This is a genomic window from Photobacterium salinisoli, from assembly GCF_003614885.1.
Taxonomy (GTDB): Bacteria; Pseudomonadota; Gammaproteobacteria; order Enterobacterales; family Vibrionaceae; genus Photobacterium; species Photobacterium salinisoli.
This window is the reverse complement of record NZ_QZMS01000011.1, coordinates 1,270,376-1,291,278: the sequence shown is the minus strand read 5'-3', so window position 1 is coordinate 1,291,278 and position 20,903 is coordinate 1,270,376. Positions and strand designations below refer to the sequence as shown.

Below are 20,903 nucleotides of genomic sequence, written 5' to 3'. Positions count from 1 at the left end.
CTCAGCTATTTACGATTAAGTTTTGGTCATCAATCATTTTCTGCAGCAATTCAGCTTCAGAAACCCCAGAGGCATTGCCACCATACAGATCATCCCGGGAGACGTTGTCCAACACTATGATTTGTTCAGCCTGACTTTCATTCGGTTTTACCTGGATTTCGATACCCGATGCGCTTTGCGCGACATCAATCACCGCATCTGCCGCCGCACCGTCTGTGATATTCAGTCCAGCTAATATGCCACTTAAATCAATGGCATCACTGTCAGCAGAATAATCAAAGTTGATAATGGTATCGGTAGAAGGTGATCCGGCGGTTCCTCCGTCCATGACAAAACGATCTGCCTCGCTGGTCGCGGTAAAGCTGTTATCGCCGGGTTCCGTCAGACTCACCTGGATACTTTGCGGCATGCCGGTTGCGACATCGCCGCCAAGTGTTGCGGAAGGGGTTATCAACAGCTCAAAATCACTGTTGCCACTATAACCACCGGTAATACTCAATCCAGCGACATCGTTCTGATCGATAATCCAGTCACTGCCTTGCCTGTCGCCTGCCGATAACGTCAAACCATCCGGTAATCCGGAAATTGTCAGTGTTCCTTCTTCATTCGCTGCAGGATTAATCAGCGCCAAAGACAAACCAAGCGGTATCTGGCCATCAGCTTCCGCAATAATGCTGGAGTACCCGACGGTTAACACCGGTGTATCCACTACTGGTGTGATTGTTATCACCATGTCTTGTGTCGTCTCAGGCCCGTGATCTGCCACGTGAGCGCCCAATACCTGATTGCTATCAAGCGTTGAGGCCGTCAGAGTAATGTTCAAATCACCAAATGCATCACCTGCATAGAGATCAAAACTGTCTATCTGGCTGGCCGGCACAATTAAAGTGGCTTGCATACTGCCATCAGCATTTAAGGTGAAACGGGCAAACAGATCGCCGACTTTGATGCGATCAAGCCCAATCAGAGCGCTGGGATCAGAATCCGCATTCACCGTCACGGTCAGCGAAATAAACTCATCACTGCTGGTTTCAGCACTGCTGATGTTAACGGGGACAGTGATAGGTTCCCCTTCACTGCCTGACATCGAATCAGGCACGCCAAAGAACTGGGCACTGTCACCCACCGGATTCACCCCAACTGTAAAATCTTCCGTGGTAAATTTCACATCCGTGGTGCCGTTCTCTTGAGTCATCGCCTCCAGTGTCACTGGCAGATCACCGCTGAAATCCTGAGGCGGTAAGATATAGATATTCCCCAGCTGATCCGGTTGTACCTGCCAGGCCATGGTTGGTGTACCGTTGAACGTGCCACCGTCGTAGCCATTGTTCGGCAAAAGGACATATTCATCGCCCTGCTTGAACACCAGTACCGCGCCATCCGGTACACCTTTAATGGACAAAGACAAGGTTTCAGAACCATCCGTATCAACGAGAGAAGCACTGAGGTTTGACAGCGCAATATAGCTGTCTTCATCACCGGTAACGTCATCTGCCGTTAATTGAGCCAGATCGGTAACGGGGGCGACGTTAATCGTGATTGTGGCAGATTTATCTTCCGTATCGGTGACGGCCACAGCGGTCGCTTGATCCGTGATGTTAGCTGTCGCAGTGATCGTGATATCACCACTAAAATGAGCGGGCGGCACTAAGGTGATTTCGTCCAGACGCGCGGGATCACTGACAACCCACACCCCATTCCCCTGATAGGTTAACAAAGCCGGATCATCAGCAACCAGTTCACAGTCAGCAGGCAGAGTCAGGGTCAGTGAATTCACCGTTTCCTTCCCTTCGCTGGGTATCCCTTCTCCCTCTATACTCTGGCCGCTCTCAATACTGTCACCCAACACAAGCGCCAGATTAATATCCGCGGCAACATCTTCCTGCATGCTGGTGACATCAGACGTGAGCGTAATCTCATCCACGACCGGCTCAACCACAATGTTGATCTGCTGATTAGTCGTAACGCTGTCACCGTTACAGCCCGAGGTTTCAATCACGCCGACATTCAATACCAGATTACCTGCCCAGTCCTCATCCAGACCCACTACCTGCAGTGTTGATAAGCCTTCTGGCGGAATGGCGTAGCCAATCACATTGCCATGCTTATCGTATTCCGTAATCACGCCTTGCCCCTGAATAGTCACACCTTCGGGAAATGTTGAAGCATCAATAAAGAAGGAAAGCGCATTATCGGGATCGCTGGCTACATCCGGGTTTAGCAACCCGGACAGGTCAATAGGCTCACCTTCTTTGGTATGGACAGGCTCGCTACTATCCTGAATGTCACCCGGCGTCCCGACAGGATCACAGGTTCCGCCACCAGAATGACCGGTGATTTGTATATTCAGAGGCGTATCAATAAATCGCGCATCTTCATCGTCAACAACGCGGGCACTGACAATGATTTCGACCACGCCGGTATCTGAAGCACTGGATATCGTGGCCTGCTGTAACAGCATCGCAGCCTGCTCCTTGAAGGAGTCACTGGTCAGTCCCGTGGCGGGAATGACCCAGTTTCCGTCAGCATCCTGAGTCGCCCCGTTGGGATGCTCAACGATAAAATTATAACCGGCAGGCATCTTGATCAGGATGTAATCCAGATATTCTGATCCATCCAGATCCGCATCGACAAACCAGACTGAATCCGACAAATCGATCGGCCCACCATCTGTGCTTTTCAGCACTTCAGTCGTTGATTCCAGACGGGTATCCAGCTCAACCCGGCCATGAAACTGAACATCCACCTGTGCCTGAATCCATTTGACGTCTGTGTCTGAAGCATGATCCGGTGAGGTGTCCGTCACCTGATAAGACACCGGCAGCGTGAAAGTACCGCTCAAATCTTCCGAAGCTCGAACGGTAATCCGGCCACTTTGGATCAGATCGGCCAGAGTCGCATCCGGGTCAAGCGTACTGATATCCAGTCCGGCTTCCGGCACCTGAATAGCAACACCATCAAAATAGAGCGTCAGATCATCAGGGAGAGAGTCAATCCTGTACCCCGTCAATGTTTCACTGCCATCCGTATCCTGACTGGGAACAGGTAAGACAGTAAAACTGGCCGCTCTGTCTTCGATACCATCGGCAGTAAATATTGTGCCGTCCTGTTCATCAACCACAGGAGAAACAGTCATATCCACACCCAGATTAAATGTCCCTGAGTCGCCATCCGGTTCAGTTGAAACCACCAGAATATCCAGATGAATATCGCCGCTGAAATCCTGCGGTGCCTTAAGGTATGTGTTTTGTAGCTGCTCGCTGGTTATCTGGTACTGGATGCCGGTGTCAGGGTCGACATTGGCAACAGGCAACACAACAGGATCGCCTTCACTGTCAACCAGGATGAAACCATCCGGCAGATTGGTTAGCAGCAGATTCAGCACTTCCGATTGATCATCGTCCGATGTACTGATAATAAAATCGAGAGGGATCAGGCTATCTTCAGCAAACGACTGGGTGCCCGAGATCACCTGTGTGTCAGAGTCAAACTGCCAGTGTCCCTGCCCGCCATCTGTGGCATCCGGGGCATCGACCACGCCTTTGAGTTCAATATTGATGGTTTGAGTATTGCTCTCTGCCGTCTGATTAATTGGCCCCAGTCCATCCGCTGAGGACTCAGTAGCCAATGCCGTCACTTTTACTGACAACGATTCCGTCACTGAGCTGATATCTTGTTTTGGAATCAACCTGATCTGGCCTGCCGCCACTTCATCTGCCGACACAACATAAACGCCCGGCGACACTTCCTGCGCACTACCGCCTTCAATCAACCAGCCATCCTGCACTTCAAGTCGGTAAGAGAGCGTTTCTGAGCCGTCTTTATCTGCCAGCTGACCTGTAATAATGTTATTCAGATTAATGGCTTGATCTTCAAGCCCTTTGTAATCCTGAACAGAGAGCTGCGGGATATCGGCATCAGGACTGACATTGACTGTTACTTCGTGAGTGATTTGAGCCGTCTTATCACTGCTGTCAGCAAACACATTGCCGCTCTCAGTCGCAATGGCAATCACGGTGAAGGTGAAAACACCGGCCAGGTTGGCGTCGGTACGAATAGTCATCTGTGACAACTGTGTCTGCGTGTAGGCTTTCCCTTCCTGAACCGCACTGCCGTTGAGCATCAGGGTAATGCCGTCAGGAATACCACTCAGTTTGTAGCTCAAACTCTCAGAGCCGTCCTGATCCACCAGATTGGCTGTGATGTCCAGCGTGGGCGCATTGGGATCATCTTCCACCAGATCATAAACGAAGGTGGACTCCGCCCATTCCGGGGCATCCGCGACAGGCAAAACGGAGACATCTAACGTTGCATCAATAACTTTTGAGTCGTTATGCGTGCTGATGATTGCAGATATATCCAATGATATCTGAGTCGTGGTATCAGACTGATTGAAAGGCGGTAAATAGGTGAGATCTCCGGCGGGCTCGACCGCTCTTCCGTCACCGATTTGGGCTAACTGATCTCCTTTAAGTACAATCACGCCATTTTCCGCCGTCAGTGCCAGCCCATTCAGGTACAAGGTGCCGCCCTGAAGGGATGCTTCACTGATTTGAATCGAGGACACAATTTCCCCCTGGTCATTGTCACCAGGGGTGACGACGATATGAAGCGATCCGGTCTGGTTATCTTCCTCGGTTTCAGCATTCAATGTCCGGATACTGCCGGCGTTATCACCCAGAGTCAGGTTCGCAGTATTGATTGCTTCATCGCCATCATGATCACGAACCACATAGGTCAGATCATCAATGACGGTAGGATCCGTCTGCACAGCATCTTCTGTGGTCAGATCCAGCCGACCATCCTTGTGCAATCGGAAAGAGCCATAGATTTCATTGTTTTCGGTATTGATTAGATTGACATCAAAATAATCCACACCTTCGTTTGCGAAATTATATTCCACGCCGTTATAGGTAAAGCGGTTCAACTCTCCACCATCGGCGCCCATACGAACATCGGTCAGCAGATTGGTCGAGAAGCTTTCGCCCTCAACCAGTTCCAGGGTGCTGTCGGTCCCTTCAGGCACAGAATCGTGCACATTCACGGTCAGTGTCACGCTGTCGGACGTGTCACCATCAATATCAACAGCATGGACGTCAAACTCCAGCGCCAGGTTGTTTTCACCGTTACCTGACGGGTGATCCAGCGCGGAGACTAAAACAAACTCTGTTGTACCGTCATTGTTGAGTTTGAGCCTGAATACCTCGTCACCTGATGTCTGCGTTTTCGCGATGTACCAGCCATTAGCATCTTTATCACTCAGCAACACAGCCTCGCCGCCACTCTGATAGCCCAGAGCATTGAAAGCATCCACATTCAGGACAATTTCAGCAATATCATCACTGCCTTTAGCAACTGATATCACAGGATTTGCTGAAGCAATACCCTCTTCAGTGCCATCAGCCAGCAAGCCATCTTCATCCACAGAAATGGAGCCTGTCACCGACAAAACCGGATCTTTGCCGTCAAAGACAGTCACTGTCGTATCCGCTTGCTGCTCCGTACCATCACTGTCTGTGACGACCACAGGTAGATTCAGATCGAGTTGGGTATCAGCCAGGCCAGAATCACCGTGATCAACAGGCTGGTGCAGTGTGAAATTAAGGTCGACACTGGTCACTGTGCCTGCCGCCACGGAAATCGATTCAGGCAGAGTGACTGTAAATACACTTTGTCCGTTTGACAGAACAGCATCGTAACTGCCATCGCCATTATCTCGCCAGATCAGCGCTTCATGGTCATGCGTGACGGGCTGACCGTTACTGTCCAGTACCGGGTCCCCATTGCTCAGTTGAAGACCTATGCTGACAATCGGATCTTTGTTAGCAGTGACAGTCAGCGAGATAGTTGCATCCGCATCAAGTGCCGCTTCAACCTTAGGTAATTCAGTGACCGACAGGGCCCCGGACGTAATGCCACCGGACTGGCTGTCATTAAGATTAACAGGGAGCGTTAATGTTGAACTGTCACCGTCATCATCAATCACAGTCACCACCAGGGGCAACGAGGTATCGCCATCGAGCTGATCGATGGCTTTTTTCAGCGTGAAGTCATAAGTCACACTGGAGTCAGCTTCCGGCTGATAGTTCCCCAGCTGAACCGTAAAGACTTCTTCACCGCCGGCCCAGGCTGTCAACAGACTGCCATCGGCTGACAGCGTGTAGGTAATCGTCTCACCACCGCTGCTTAAATCCGGCTGATCAGCAAGATGAAATGCAAGGCTCTGAATGGCATCGCTGCCGACAGCGAGATTGAAGCTGCCCTGGCCGACCACATCGCCGGACACCAGATCATCTTCATTCAGGTTGATACCTGACACAGAGCTGAGCTGAGGGTCAGCGCCGTCTTTTATTGTCCAGACAAATTCTCCGGCAGGAATCGTCGTCCCGTCCGAGTCTTCACCGAGAATGGTCACCGGCAGAATGATGGCGTCGTTTGACGACGTGTGATTAATCGGCCGTGACAGCGTCAGCTGGACATTGCCTTCAATATCACTGCCTGTCACTATGCCCGACATCGCGAGACTTACTACGATCTCGCCCTCAGCCGTGGTGCCGGTGATCACCCGGCCATCACTGCTGAGCGTAAACTTAATAAGCTCGTTATCCGCACCTGTCGTCAATTGAAGCGCATTTAATGATGCTAACGTCGCCGGGTCGAAAGCAAACGTCGCTGCCGCAGGATCATCCGAACCGGCAATAAACTGAATGCTGCCATCAAAAGACTGGGCACCCTCTGACACTTTGCCTTCGGCGGTTGTCGCGGCATCATCGATAATCTCTCCCACAGCGCCGTCATGAACATGAATGACAACCTCTGCAATGTCATAATCGATATCGCTGTCACCGGCCAGATAAGAAAACCGGACAGTCTGATCCTGACTGTTATCCAGATTACGATCGGCTTCCAGTGTCCAGCGGCCGTCACTGAATATAGTCAGAATACCCTGTGCAGTCGTAAATACCGCACTGCCACCGACAGGAATTGCTGCATCCTCCATGACGTTATCACCATCAAAATCATGACGGATAAAACGCACAACCAGCCCTTTGTCCAGGTCATAGTCATTATCAAGGATATTGCCTGAACTCAGCGAGGCTTCGACAACATCAAAAGCGTCATCCGTCGCAACGGGTTCTGAGTCCAGAATATAGGTAACAACGGGCGCAAGAACAGTTTCTGTAGTGCCGTCCGCATCCAGCTGTGTACCTTCAATCATGATGGCCGTCTGGGTGGTGTCGGTACCGATACCTTGATCGACCGGCGCATGCAGGGTGACGGTTATCCCATCCCCTGCTCCGTTAATCACAGCACTCAGTACCAGTTTGCCATCGCTGCGAATCAGGTTCAGGCTTTGTCCGTCTGCAGACAGTTCAGTGCTTACTGACAAACCGTTTGAAGTCAGCGCATTGAGATAAGGTTGATCCGCATGAATACTGAATTCAGCAAATTGAATGTGAATCTCTGACACAGCCTCAGAGGTGCCATCACCCTTGGCCCCCAATTCAGATTCTTCCAGCAAGACGCTGTCAGGCAACACCAATGTCGGCATGTCATCCGTGGCCTGGTTGCCGGCCAAATCGGTCACGCTGGCATCCATGGTCCAGGTTGCCTGCGCATTCAGTGCGCTGATATCAATATTTTCAATCAGCCAGCGGCCATCAGAAGCGACCTGGCCGGTTAGCAGCACACTGTTGGTCCCGTCAGAGACAGTCACTGTGACAGTCTGCCCGGCTTCAGCACCTGTTGTCGTTCCTTGTAAGGAAGTCAGGTTGCCGCCTTTAAAATTGTAAATACCCAGTCCATCAAGCGTGTCTATGTCTATCGTCACCTGAGTATCAATAACCACTGTATTATCTGTCGCGCTGGCCGGGTTGCCGGCCAGATCGCTGGTTGTTGCGGTCACGCTCAGCGGGCCATCAGCCAGTGCTGACAAATCTTCCGTGATTTCCCAGGCGCCCTGGTTCACCGTGGCGGTGAAGCTGTGCGACACATTATTACTGTCGGTCACCAGGATGGTCACCGTCTGACCATCTTCGACATTCGTGACGGTGCCGAACAAACGAGTGACAGGCAGTTCAGACGGATTGAGGAAACTATCGTCTCCGCTATCGACATTAACTGTAATTGCCGCCTGGGTATCTTTGATGATGGTATCTGTGTTGGTGGCCGGGTTACCTGCAATGTCTGTGGTGTCCGCCTGTACGGTCAGTTCACCATCTGACAAACCGCTGAGATCCAGATCCGACAGGCTCCACACGCCGCCGGATACCGTGGTCTGCGCCGTCACTGTGTCGCCGTTGATGTCTGTGATGGTTACGAATACCGTCTGGCCGTCTTCGACATCATCCACCGTACCTGTGATGTCGCTGAGCGGCGATTCCACGTTATTCAGGTATTCATCGCCCTTGCCGTCAATCTCGACGGTAATGGCGGCCAGTGTATCTTTGATCACCGAGGCTTCTGACATGGCCGGGTTGCCGGCAATATCTGTTGTTTCGGCTTTGACTGTCAGTTCGCCCTCGGCCAGGGACGAAATATCGCCATTGATGGTCCACTGGCCGTCAACGACTGTGGTTTCCAGCTCAATGCTGGTGCCGGCTGAATCCGTTACAGTGACATAGACTGTCTGTCCGTTTTCGACATTCGTCACCACGCCGCCGGCCCAGCTGGATTCAGATTCTTCTTTATTCAGATAATTATCGCCATGACTTAATATCTCAACCGAAATGGCCGCCTGAGTATCTTTGACAATCGTATCGGTATTTGAGGCCGGGTTACCTGCGATGTCTGTGGTTTCCGCCAGAACCGTCAGCTCGCCATCCGCCAGGCCGCTGAGGTCCAAATCGTCAATTGACCAGACGCCACCTGTCACTGTGGCGTCTTGGGAAACTGTGTTGCCGTTCATGTCGGTGACAGTGACAGACACACTTTGGCCATCTTCAACATTTTCGACCGTGCCGGAAATATCACTGACCAGGGCTTCAGCGGCATTAAGGAAGTCATCGCCTTTACCGTCTATGGTGACTGTGAGCGCTGCCTGAGTGTCTTTGATGATGGTATCTGTGTTTGAGGCCGGGTTGCCTGCGATATCCGCGGTTTCTGCCAGAACCGTCAGTTCGCCGTCTGCCAGGCTGCTGAGATCCAGATCGTCAACAGACCAAGCGCCTGCGGAAACCGTGGCTTGCGTAGTGACACTGTCACCATGAATGTCTGTGATGGTCACAGTCACGATCTGGCCGTCTTCAACGCCAGTGACTGTACCTGTGATATCAGAGACAGGTACTTCGACTTTGTTAAGGTAGTTATCGCCTTTACCGTCGATATCAACCGTGATGCCCGCCTGAGTATCTTTCAGTATGCTTGTGGTGCTGGATGCCGGGTTACCCGCCACATCCACGGTCTCGACGGTAATGGTCAGCTCACCGTCCGCCAGTGACGAGACATCGCCGTTCACCACCCATTTGCCGTCCACCACAGTGGTCTGCGTCTGAATCGTCAGCCCGTTCACATCCGTTGCTGAGACTGTCACGGTCTGGCCGTCTTCGACATTGGACACCGTACCGCCGGCCCAGCTGGAGACTGATTCAGCCTGATTGATCACGTTATCGCCATTGCCAAACACTCCGACCGAGATCGCCGCCTGAGTATCTTTGATGATGGTATCGGTATTAGAGGCCGGGTTGCCTGCGATATCTGTGGTTTCTGCCAGAACCGTCAGCTCGCCGTCCGCCAGCCCGCGCAGATCTTGATCCGGCAGGTGCCACACGCCACCGGATACTGTGGTCTGCGCCGTGACTGTGTTGCCGTTGATGTCTGTGATGGTGACGAACACTGTCTGGCCGTCTTCAACATCATTGACCGTGCCTGTGATCACACTGCCAGGCACTTCAAACTGATTGAGGTAATTATCGCCCTGCCCGTCAATATCAACTGTCACGGCGGCCTGGGTATCTTTGATAATGGTGTCTGTACTGGTCGCCGGGTTGCCTGCAATATCTGTGGTTTCTGCCGTGACGGTGACTTCACCGTCCGCCAGGGATGAGATATCACCACTGGCAAACCATTTCCCGTTAATCACAGTGGTTTCTACCTGAATCGTTGTCCCGGCTGAATCTGTCACCGTGATAGAAACAATTTGCCCGTTTTCTACATTTGTCACCGTGCCGCCGGCCCAGCTCGAGAGAGACTCCTCTTGATTGAGGTAGTCATCACCATTACCAAATACACCCACAGTAATAGCAGCCTGAGTATCTTTGATGATGGTGTCTGTACCAGTGGCCGGGTTACCCGCCACATCTTTGGTGACAGCACTAACAGTGAGCTGGCCATCAGCCAGAGACGACAGATCCAAGTGCTCCAGCACAACCTGACCACCAGAAACGATACCGTCATATGCCAAAGTGTTGCCGGCTGAATCAGAAATGACGACTTTGACGGGCTGACCATCTTCGACATGTGTCAGTTGTAGCGTGACTTTGGTCTGATCCTGGCTGATTTCGGCCAGATTCAGATAATTATCGCCGTTACCGTCCATCTCTACACTGATTTCAGCCAGCGTATCTTTAATGGTCGAATCTGACGCATCGACGCTGTTATCCAGCACGTCCGTCGCAACGGCATAAACGTCCAGCGGGCCTTCGGCAAGGCCGCTCAAATCAACATTATCAATCTCGTACCTTTCATCCTTGACCCTTGCTGAAAGCGACAGTGTCTTGCCGTTTACATCGGTAACCGTGACGCTAATTGTCCACCCGTCCCGAATGTCGATGGCATCACCACTGATCGTGACCGATGGCACTTCAAATTGGTTTTCGTAACCGTCGCCACCATCATCAATACGGACGGTCAGTCTGGCATCTGTACTTAACAGGTTTAGAACGCCATCAGTCGGGGAATTGCTCTCAGCTCGATACGAAGTAGGCTGAGTGTCGAAACCGGCTTCCGGCAAAACTTCAGGTAAGTCTGGCGCGATATAGGTGACAAAACCCGCGCTGTCGCTGGAGAGATCCTGGCTATTATCGGAGGAGGCCGGTGCGGATGATGCAGGTGTATCATTCTCTGCAGACGCAGGCGCAGATGCTCCAGGGGCTGACTCGCCAGCTTTAACGGCTTGCTCAACCTGACCGGTATCTTCTACCAGTGTTATTGCTGGATCCATGTGCTCATCTGGCGCCAGTCTTTGCCAGCTTCCGTCTGGCATTACTTTCCAGATTACACCCTCAATCTCAATATAAAATATTGGATCCATTGCCTGCTCCTGAAGCCTGATTAGCTGATAACAACACGTTCACATAAAAACGAGTCGCATATTAGACTAATATTCTCAGCCACAAACACAAGTAAAATTATTGCAAGCAAAAAAGTTCAATATCCAGGATTCACTGAATGAATAAAAGGCATACTTTTCAGGTGGGTATTCGTGCGGAAATAATGAGCAGAAACATCGAAAAAGGTATGGTAAAGCCTTAAAAAAGACCATAGAGAATATCATGCTATTAGCCGTGCAAATAATAAAAAGCCCGGTGAGAACACCGGGCTATGGTTACCAATTAAACCACTGTCTGTTTACAAACAGAGAGAAGGTCCAGCTATGCAGCAACGCCAATAATGTGAGAGAAGTGACTTAACAGATCGGCGGCCAAACCAAAGCTAAGTATTCATCTCGGGAGTGGCCTGCACCTAAGTGAAAGCAGGCCTGTTTATAATTATCCTTTTACTCCTCCGGCAGTCAGACCACCGACAAGAAATTTCTGAGCCAGCAAAAATACCAGAGTAATCGGTAATGCGGACAACACAGCAGCGGCTGCGAAGTCACCCCACAGGTAATTTTGCGGATACAAATATTGCTGCATTCCAACAGCTAATGTGTAGGAATTTACATCACGCAATAACAAGGATGCAACAGGAACTTCGGTTACAGCGGCAATAAACGAAAGAATAAACACGACAGACAGGATAGGTACAGATAACGGCAGTAAAACCAGTCTGAATGCCTGCCACGGACTCGCCCCATCTAAGGCTGCAGCTTCTTCCAGTGAATTGTCGATGGATTCAAAATATCCTTTAATTGTCCAAACGTGCAGTGCAATACCTCCCATGTAAGCAAAGACCACCCCACCGTGGGTATTCATGCCAAGGAAAGGGACATAGGCGCCCAGGCGGTCGAACAATGCATACAAAGCTACCAGTGCCAATACTGGCGGAAACATCTGTAATATCAGCATAGCACGCAGAATATGGCTTTTACCGGCAAAGCGCATTCTGGCAAAAGCGTAAGCGCAAGTTGTGGACAAGGCCACAATTCCAATGGCAGTCAGTCCAGCAACTTTCACAGAATTCCAAAGCCAGGTCAGAACAGGGAAAGGTGGCAGCGTTTTACTGCCATCGGCATGTTCAACGGCAATTCCTAACGCCAGTTTCCAGTGTTCCAGCGACGGATCACTTGGGATAAGTTCACCAGAGGCGTAATTCCCTTCACGGAATGAAATAGCCACCACCATCAGCAGCGGCAACATAATCAGCGCCAGGAAGCACCACATTGCTATATGCGTCGCCCAAACGCGATATTTTAAAGATTTCGGTTGTACCATCGCCATGAGTCTTCCCCTTACTCAGCATCCAGTTTTGTAAATTTCATATTCAGTAATGACAAACCACCTACCAGCAAGAATATCAATGTGGCAATCGCACCGGCCAAACCAAAATCCTGTCCGCCCGCACCTTCAAAAGCAATGCGGTAGGTATAGCTCACCAGAAGATCAGTATGGCCAGCTGGCACGCTGGTACCAAGCATATCCGGCGCACCGTTTGTCAGCAGCTGAATCAAGACAAAGTTATTAAAGTTAAAGGCAAAACTGGCAATCAAGAGTGGCACCATAGGTTTCACCAGCATTGGCAGCGTAATTCGGAAGAAGTTATCCAACGGGCCAGCACCATCCATAGCGGAGGCTTCATATAAATCATCGGGAATGGCTTTCAACAGACCCATTGCCAGAATCATCATATAAGGGTATCCCAGCCAGGTGTTCACAATCAGAATCATGGATTTGGCCAGAAACGGATCGGTGAACCATGCCGGACTCAAACCAAACAGGCCTTGCAGTACCTGATTAATTTCACCAAAACTTTGATTAAACAGTCCCTTGAATATAAGAATCGAAATAAAAGCAGGGACGGCATAAGGCAAAATGAGCAGCACACGATAAAGGCCGCGTCCTTTCAATGCCTCCCAGGACACCACTTGCGCCAGTACAACACCCACGGCCAGAGTGAACACAACTGTCAGGGCCGAGAACACTATGGTCCAGATAAAAATACTGACAAATGGTCCCTGAATACCAGGATCGGTAAATATCCGGGTGAAGTTATCCCAGCCGCTGTTGACGATAAAGCCCGGTGACATTGACTCACCGATAAACTGCCCTGCCTCGTTCACTTCCTGGTAATAACCCGTCTCCCAATTGGGTTTGTACACTTGCCTGGTCTGTTGGTTGATCAGCGTTTCACCATCGTCCTGCAGTGCAAAAAGCGACTGGCTGGCGGCGAACTTACGCAAACCCGACATTGTCAGGTTGTCGCCGTTTGGCAAGCTGACAACCAGGTCGCTCAATTGCTGACGGTGCTGAATGACCGTTTTCAGTGGTGCCGCATTTGTCGACGGTTGCTGGGACAGAGACAGACTCAATGATTCAGGCAGTGCCTTCAGGTCAATGGGGTCACTCAGATACCAGCCATCCTGAGTGTTGAGTGCTAGCTGGTAACGCCCTTCCTCGCCATACAGCGAAAAGTTATAGCTTTCGCCGGTCTGAAAGGACTGCTCCATTAACACTGACTGAGCACGCTGAAAGCTGAGTTGGTTGCTTCCACTGTAGTTTGTGAATGAAAGGCCAACGGTATACACGAGAGGAAAGATGATAAACAGAATCATCCCGGCGACACCCGGATAAATATAGCGATGCGCATAAGTGCTCTTGCGGGCAAACACATACACGCCCAGAGCAGTCAGAATAAGGGTAAGTAATGCAAACGCATATTCAGCACGTGCATACATAAGTATGGTGGCATAACCGTTTATGGCGCTCACTCCGCCCAGCGCAGCCCACTTTAACCAGGTTTGCAGGGTAGGTTTGTTTTTTGAGTTCATTGTCATATCGGTAGCGTCAAGAGCCAGTTCGGCAACAGGATGAGACTGCATCAGCGTTCCTCGCAGTACGTCTGAGGAAGGAGCAAGCAGGTGCTTGCTCCGATAGGTAAGTTTACTTGGTCATTCGATCAGCAACAGTATTTAATGCGTCTTCCACAGACTGGCGTCCATTGACGACATTGTTAATCGCTGCTTTCTCTGCATACCAGAAAGAAGACATCTGAGGGATATTCGGCATGACTTCACCGTTCATCGCATTCCCCATGGTCGCGGAAATACGGGCATCCGAGCTCAGCTCTTCCTGGAACGAGTTAAGCGCAACCGCACCCAGCGGCGTGTCATTGTTGACTGTGCGCAGGCCGTCGTTGGTCAGCAGGTAGTTTTCAAGAAACTCAACAGCCAGATCTTTGTTTGGCGAAGCAGAACTGATGCCTGCAGTCAGTACGCCAACAAATGGCTTGGACGGGTTGCCATTCAGCTTAGGCAGCATAGCAACGCCGTAATTAATGCCCGCTTTATCAATGTTTGCCCAAGACCAGGGGCCATTGATTGTCATTGCCACATCGCCTTTGTTAAAACCGGCCTCAGCAATGGCATAATCGACGTCTGGTGCAATCACACCTTTATCAACCAGGCTCTTCACAAAGCGCATCGAGCGCTTTGCACCCTCATTGTTTACGCCAACATCTTTCGCGTCGTAGCCGGAAGCGGTGAATTTAAAGGCATAGCCGCCGTCGGCTGCAAGCAGAGGCCAGGTAAAGAAAGGTTCTTGCAGGTTCCACATAATGGCGCGTTTACCTTGCTTTTTCAGCTCAGCATCCAATGCAGCCACATCTTCCCAGTTCTTCGGCGGTTCAGGCAGTAAATCTTTGTTATAAATCAGTGATAATGCTTCTACCGCAACCGGATAACCTACGTATTTACCGTTATACGACACGGCATCCCAGGTAAAATCGGCAAACTTGCTACGGTACGCATCAGAAGGTTTCACTTCTGTCAGCAGGCCTGCCTGAGCGTAGCCACCAAATCGATCATGTGCCCAAAGTACGATATCCGGACCGTCACCGGTTGATGCCAACTGAGGGAATTTCTCCTCCAGTTTATCAGGATGCTCAACCGTGACTTTGATGCCCGTGTCAGCTTCAAACTTTTTACCCACTTCGGCCAGGCCGGTATAGCCTTTATCACCATTAATCCAAATAGTGAGCTGACCTTCTTCAATGGCAGCATGCGCTGAAACAGAACTGAGTGCGGCAAGGGTACAGAGTGCGACAGTACTGAGGACTTTCTTCATTGTTATATCCTTCCAGATGGTTATCGTTGCGTTTTCAATCGGCAACACATTTTCCAGCCTCTATCATCTATCAGTCATTCCTATGCAGCATCATCCCAGGCGCTACGCCCCCCATAATGCAAAGCGGAAATCGTGATCCTTATCATTTACGGGGGTGACCAAGTTCAAAAAACAGCAACCATTCGTGACAGAGAGCACATACTACTTGCAATGATTTCAACAGGCAGCATGACGCCTGAGAAAATGTGATCTGAATACTCCTCCCCCACTCATCCCCCTGAGAAGAATAGCTCAGGGAGGATGTTGTACTAAGCCGTTTTCCGCACAATAGCATCAACCTCAACAAGGCTTGAGCGTGTTCAACGGTAAACTGTCTTTTTATTGTTGACTGTTGCTGCATGAAGCAACATAGATGTCCACCACTTGGCATCGTCACACCTGCGAAAATGTTGGGGAAGTCATTTTCGCAGTTTACGGGTAGCAGCCACTCCAATGCCGCTGTACTTTGGGCGCTACCCTGTTTTTTCTACACCGACTTTACTGGCACGCATAATGGCATCTACTATGGTGCGGGCCAGAGATAAACATAGAGGGAAGCCAGATGGCGAGTGTCACTTTACGCAATGTTAGTAAAGCTTATGGCGATAACCTGATTTCAAAAAACGTCAATCTGGATATCGCTGAAGGAGAATTTGTGGTTTTTGTCGGGCCATCAGGCTGCGGTAAATCCACTCTGTTGCGCTGTATTGCTGGCCTGGAAGACATTACCTCAGGTGATTTATACATAGGTGAACAGCGTATGAATGATATCCCACCTGCCCAGCGCGGTGTGGGTATGGTCTTTCAGTCTTATGCGCTTTATCCGCACCTGAACCTGTTCGACAACATGTCGTTTGGAATGAAACTGGCTAAAGCCGATAAAGCTGAAATCCGTAAGCGGGTTGAAAATGCCGCCGACATTCTTCAGTTAGGCCACCTTTTAGACCGCAAGCCTAAATCTTTGTCAGGCGGTCAGCGCCAGCGTGTCGCTATTGGCCGTACACTGGTCGCGCAACCGAATGTCTTCCTGCTGGATGAACCTTTGTCCAATCTCGACGCTTCGCTCCGTGTACAAATGCGGATTGAAATAGCCAAACTGCATAAACAACTTGGCTGCACCATGATCTATGTGACCCATGATCAGGTAGAAGCCATGACGATGGCAGATAAGATTGTCGTGCTTGACGGCGGTTTCGTCTCTCAGGTTGGTAAGCCTCTTGAGTTATACCATTACCCTGAGAACCGGTTTGTCGCCGGCTTCATTGGTTCACCTAAAATGAATTTCATCAGCGTCTTTGTCGAGCAGGTTGAAAATGAACGTGTGATGGTTCAGCTTGCTAACGGCACCACGTTCTGGATTCCGGTTGATGGCACCACAGTCACCCGCGGGGATCGTATGTCACTGGGTATCCGTCCCGAACACCTGCTTTCAGGTGATGAAGGAGATGCCACAGTAGAAGGTGATATTCAGGTGGTAGAAAAGCTGGGCAACGAAACGCAGGTGTATCTGAACCTTAAAGGGGTTGATGCCGATTTCGTTTACCGCCAGCCAGACATACTGGATGTTGAAGCAGGTCAGGTGCTCAAGGTCGGTATTCCTGCACATCGCTGTCACCTGTTCCATCGCGACGGCAAGGCATGCCGCAGACTCTTCCAGGAATTTGGCGTGTAATCTTTGTCAGTGAGAACATCTGTTCATCGCGACTCTGTCCGTAAACATACGCTATAAAACTGAATCCAAGCTGTTTTCACCGCTCATCACCGGGAAGCCCATCAGGCTTCCCGGTTTTTTATTCCTCATACATCTAATCAACAGTAAGTTCAGTACAAGATAGGAATAAACAGGTGGCCGATTTTACAGTATGCTTGTTAGTGGAACGTGTCAGGACGACACTGACTGGCACTGTGTTACAGCGATTGAGCCGGAGGTCACAATGAGTATCCGAGAACGCATTGAAGACATTGAACTACGCCTCACAGCCGCTTATCAGGAGGGTGATTATCAGCAAGTAAGAATGCTGGAAAACCAACTGAAAGAAATTCGTGGCCAGCACAGTATTGTGGATGACAAAGAACCTTACACCCCGGAAGGCAGATTCTATCCCGATGACGGGGAGTGATTACCCTCAGTCATATTTCTTCAGCCCGGCCAGATGATGGCCGGGCGAATCATAACCAGAATTCACCAGATTATCTGGAATTGGCGGGCCTGAATGGGCGAGAAAGATGTCATATTGAAAGTGACTCGCTGAGCAGTGCCACTTGCGACGCCAAACGAGCTCCTCGCCTGTTGCCAGATCAGGTTTTGTGCCTGAATCAGCCCGACCGGGGCGGACAGGTGATCACTCAGCACATCTGCAACCTGTCCATCTGCATCGACAGTGACGGGGGCATAACCTGTGGCGCCGTAGGTATAATCTTTCTGACCCTGAGGACCAGATTCACGGAGTAAAGTGTTCCCCAGCCAGTCAAACTGCGTTTGTTCACCATTAACGGTTTTGCTGATCCGGCGTCCCAGAGGATCATAAGTATAGGCAGCGGTCACTTCGATGCTGGATTGCAGTGTGGTTTCACCATTTCCGGCATCTGCGCGGGTCACCCGCTCGCGCTGGTAAGCGACTAAACGTTCTGCGTCGTTATAGGTGAAGCTTTCGATGGTGCTGCCGTCTTTACGGGTTTTCTTGCTCAGGTTACCGCGCAGGTCATATTCGTAGCTGAACTGGTTGTCTTCCAGCAACTTGCCGTCCGGGCTGTAAACACCACCGAAGTCTAACCGGTTGCCTAAATCATCGTATTGATACTGATATTCACCAGTGACTGTGTTCGCCTGCACTAAGCGCTGGCTGGCATCGTATGCAAAGGTCTGATTCTCGCCATCCTGAGTGATGCTTTCCAGCAGCCCCGCCAGACTGTACGCATACTGCCAGTCTTTACTGAAAGCGCCCTGATTGTAACGCCTTGAGGTTAAACGGTTTAATGCATCGTACTGATTGGTTAACACCAGCCCGTCGGGTGTTTGCTGGCGGGTGAGAATCCCGTTGGCATTCCAGTTGAATGAATAGCTCCCCTGCGGCGTGGTCATGTTCTGGCTCTGACCATTCGCATCATAGGCGTAACTGACGGGTGTTCCTGCGTTATCCCATTGTGCAATCTCACCAAATGGGGTGTAGCTGTACTGATGGGTCAACCCCTGACTGGATTTTCATTGCCAACCTTCACCAGCAGCCAGCATCATTTATCAGTTAGGAAAGAGCTTATCCTTCATTTTGAAAAATAATAAGAGCGAGAGTAAATACAACAAAAAAGCAAGTAATCGCCCTCCCAACATAGGTACAAGCAGCCCCATTTCTAACTTTTTAAATAAAGATGGTGTAATCACATAAACAGGATAGTAATAACCGGTATCAAGGGCTAACCACACTAATCCATTTGATGCGTTCACTATTCCCAGAAGATATGTTGCAACCGGGAAAATCAGAATCAACAGACAAATATAAACCCTCAGCTTTATAGCCATTAGTTGCACCTCTTACCACGTCTTGTCATACGACAAGTTAGAGGATTTGCTAGTCGGTCATATCTTGCCTCAGTGCGTATGCAAAATCCTGACAATTTCTGCACACAACACAATATGTGTTGTTATCCCATCCCCGCGAATATTGTCCAATGCTTGATGCATTAAATTATCGTCATAGACAGGCCCAAAAAAAGTCATAATCATTTCTGTTATAGCCATCGTCTGAACGAATATCGTCAGCAAAAAATCCAACATTTTCATTTGGATTACCGTCAAACCAAAGCTGTTCATGTGCGCGATGATAATTGCTGCTTCCATCGGGAATACGGTTGTTACTGTAATAAGGTTCATCACCACTAAATGGCTTGAACCCAACTCTTGCTAATCCCAATGGGTCGATATAACTCAGTGGATTCCCCCAACATAAGAATAAGTATCCACAGTTAGTAGATCAGATAAAAACCAAACTCTTAAACAACTACCAAATCAAGACCATAATTACATTTAACTTTGACCATCATTAAATACATCAATTAAAGTCTCGACTTGAAGGCCTAATGCATTAGGCTCTCCATCATTACTCACTCCATAAATCATTAGATAATCAGAAAGGGAGCTAATCACAACCTCAACCTCATCTTCAGACAGATCAATCAAATATTGACCTGAGGGATACTTACCTTTTTCGAAATACTGCCCATCTTTTTCATATTCAATAAGTCTTTTGACCAAGGCTGAATCTTCAACTTCCTCAATTAGAAGTTTGATATCTGACAAGTTAATTTTAAATTGCATTGTAACTACCTTATTGATTTAGGATTATAACTAAAACCTAAGTCATTAGCCTTGGCCTGTGCAGATCCACTTCCTGAAGAACGGGTCGTTCCTTGTTGCCAAATTTGAGGCCCTCGAGATTTCCCATAAGTCGTAACTACTTTTCCTTCACCATTCAATATAACGGTAGCTTTACTGCCTTGATACTTAACCAAACCGTTAGCCTGTTCTACAACTTTTTTTGGATTCCGAACTGCATCTAATATGTATTCAGCTTTGACACCTTTACCACCATTTCTTCCAATAGCCTGGTTCAATCCGTGTTTTGTATACCCAGTGATTTTACCTGCAACGGCTTTATTCGCAACCCGGCTCGCAGCCCCCCAATCCCGTTACGCCGGGTATCACTAATCCCGCGACATCAAAACTCAGCGCTGTTAAGTTACTGCTTAAATTCCCACAATCACCAAGAACATTGTCGGTTAAAATTCGATATAAACCATAGCCAATAAACCCGAAGTCAGCGACAGTGTCAATAATTAACCCTGTCGAATCTGTATAGTTCAGCGGGTCTGCACCGGCATAGCTGTACAGGTTGTATCCCCCACCCAACCCAATCGGATCCCGCTGAATGTACCGCCCAGTATTCGGATCGTAATCCCGGTAGAAATTGTAGTTCAGGCCGGACTCCGCATCCCGGTATTGCCCTGGAAAACCAATGTTGAAGGTGAGTGGCTGAGCAGTGCCACCTGTTTTCCCAAACGGGCTCCTCGCCTGTTGCCAGATCAGGTTTTGTGCCTGAATCAGCCCGACCGGGGCGGACAGGTGATCACTGAGTACATCTGCAACCTGTCCGTCTGCATCAATCGTGACTGGAGCGTAACCTGTGGCGCCGTAGGTATAGTCTTTCTGACCCTGAGGGCCACTTTCACGAAGTAAAGTGCTCCCCAACCAATAAAACTGCGTTTGCTCACCATTGACGGTTTTGCTGATCCGGTGTCCCAGTGGATCATAGGTATAGGCAGCGGTCACTTCGATGCTGGATTGCAGTGTGGTTTCACCATTTCCGGCATCTTCGTTGGTAACCAACTAAACGTTCTGCGTCATTGTAGGTGAAGGTTTCAATGCTATTG

Annotated in this window: 11 protein-coding genes and 1 pseudogene; 2 read left to right on the top strand and 10 right to left on the bottom strand. The window is 49.7% G+C overall.

Translation table 11 applies throughout. From position 1 onward, the window contains the following. Position 1: 1 nt before the first annotated feature. From D6M16_RS17115 to malE, 4 genes and pseudogenes are all read right to left on the bottom strand, one after another. The gene (locus D6M16_RS17115; RefSeq protein WP_120513013.1) at positions 2-11,251 is read right to left on the bottom strand and encodes a T1SS-143 repeat domain-containing protein; all 11,250 of its coding nucleotides are present in this window, start codon (positions 11,249-11,251) and stop codon (positions 2-4) included. 457 nt (positions 11,252-11,708) lie between these two features. Then, positions 11,709-12,599 (bottom strand): maltose ABC transporter permease MalG, encoded by an 891-nt coding sequence (gene malG / locus D6M16_RS17110; protein WP_120513012.1) that lies wholly within the window; start codon positions 12,597-12,599, stop codon positions 11,709-11,711. Positions 12,600-12,610: 11 nt separating this feature from the next. Continuing rightward, a pseudogene (gene malF / locus D6M16_RS17105) lies at positions 12,611-14,110 on the bottom strand (maltose ABC transporter permease MalF); the annotation flags it as partial. Between the two features lie 148 nt (positions 14,111-14,258). Then, the gene (malE, locus tag D6M16_RS17100; RefSeq protein WP_120513010.1) at positions 14,259-15,440 is read right to left on the bottom strand and encodes a maltose/maltodextrin ABC transporter substrate-binding protein MalE; all 1,182 of its coding nucleotides are present in this window, start codon (positions 15,438-15,440) and stop codon (positions 14,259-14,261) included. Between the two features lie 601 nt (positions 15,441-16,041). Between malE and malK the strand changes: the two genes are divergently transcribed. Then, the gene (gene malK, locus D6M16_RS17095) at positions 16,042-17,151 is read left to right on the top strand and encodes a maltose/maltodextrin ABC transporter ATP-binding protein MalK (protein ID WP_120513009.1); all 1,110 of its coding nucleotides are present in this window, start codon (positions 16,042-16,044) and stop codon (positions 17,149-17,151) included. A gap of 262 nt (positions 17,152-17,413) precedes the next feature. After that, the gene (locus D6M16_RS17090) at positions 17,414-17,599 is read left to right on the top strand and encodes a hypothetical protein (RefSeq protein WP_046221409.1); all 186 of its coding nucleotides are present in this window, start codon (positions 17,414-17,416) and stop codon (positions 17,597-17,599) included. 62 nt (positions 17,600-17,661) lie between these two features. On the opposite strand, the gene D6M16_RS17085 is transcribed toward D6M16_RS17090, so the two are convergent. The 6 genes from D6M16_RS17085 to D6M16_RS22620 all read right to left on the bottom strand — a co-directional run bounded on the left by D6M16_RS17085 (position 17,662) and on the right by D6M16_RS22620 (position 20,859). Next, a complete protein-coding gene (locus tag D6M16_RS17085; RefSeq protein ID WP_120513008.1) occupies positions 17,662-18,666 on the bottom strand; it encodes an RHS repeat domain-containing protein in 1,005 nt (334 codons plus the stop codon). A gap of 51 nt (positions 18,667-18,717) precedes the next feature. Continuing rightward, positions 18,718-18,996 carry a hypothetical protein gene (locus D6M16_RS17080; RefSeq protein ID WP_120513007.1) on the bottom strand — a complete coding sequence of 93 codons (279 nt, stop codon included), beginning with the start codon at positions 18,994-18,996 and terminating at the stop codon, positions 18,718-18,720. 69 nt (positions 18,997-19,065) lie between these two features. Next, entirely contained in the window at positions 19,066-19,371 is a 306-nt protein-coding gene (locus D6M16_RS17075) for a hypothetical protein (RefSeq protein ID WP_162941092.1), read from the bottom strand. A gap of 129 nt (positions 19,372-19,500) precedes the next feature. Continuing rightward, a complete protein-coding gene (locus D6M16_RS17070; protein WP_120513005.1) occupies positions 19,501-19,791 on the bottom strand; it encodes a hypothetical protein in 291 nt (96 codons plus the stop codon). Between the two features lie 5 nt (positions 19,792-19,796). Then, a complete protein-coding gene (locus D6M16_RS17065; RefSeq protein WP_205576924.1) occupies positions 19,797-20,087 on the bottom strand; it encodes a hypothetical protein in 291 nt (96 codons plus the stop codon). Positions 20,088-20,127: 40 nt separating this feature from the next. Then, a complete protein-coding gene (locus tag D6M16_RS22620; protein ID WP_120513004.1) occupies positions 20,128-20,859 on the bottom strand; it encodes an RHS repeat-associated core domain-containing protein in 732 nt (243 codons plus the stop codon). Positions 20,860-20,903: the final 44 nt, after the last annotated feature.